Origin of the sequence: Bacillus cereus group sp. Bce019 (assembly GCF_051781745.1) — a bacterium.
In the GTDB taxonomy this organism is placed as follows: Bacteria; Bacillota; Bacilli; order Bacillales; family Bacillaceae_G; genus Bacillus_A; species Bacillus_A cereus.
In genome coordinates, this window is record NZ_JBPWJX010000252.1 from 1 (window position 1) to 252 (window position 252).

Sequence of the window (252 nt, forward strand, 5' to 3'; positions counted from 1 at the left end):
TGACTTTTCTTCTCTTTCATTGTATCCTTATGGTTGATTATATTTATAAGGAGAAAATCATGGTAACTATCTACTCAAAAAACAACTGCGTTCAATGTAAGATGACAAAACGATTTTTAGAGCAACATAAGGTCACTTTTAAAGAAATTAATCTGGACGAACAACCAGAATTTATTGACCATGTCAAAGGCTTGGGCTTCTCAGCCGCACCTGTCATTGAAACGGTTTCTGAAGCTTTTTCTGGTTTCCAAC

Annotated in this window: 1 protein-coding gene; it reads left to right on the forward strand. The window is 35.3% G+C overall.

Annotation, left to right across the window (positions count from 1 at the left end; genetic code table 11):
• Positions 1-59: 59 nt before the first annotated feature.
• A partial coding sequence (nrdH, locus tag ACS2QP_RS28225) for a glutaredoxin-like protein NrdH (RefSeq protein ID WP_438883134.1) occupies positions 60-252 on the forward strand: 193 nt, incomplete at its 3' end.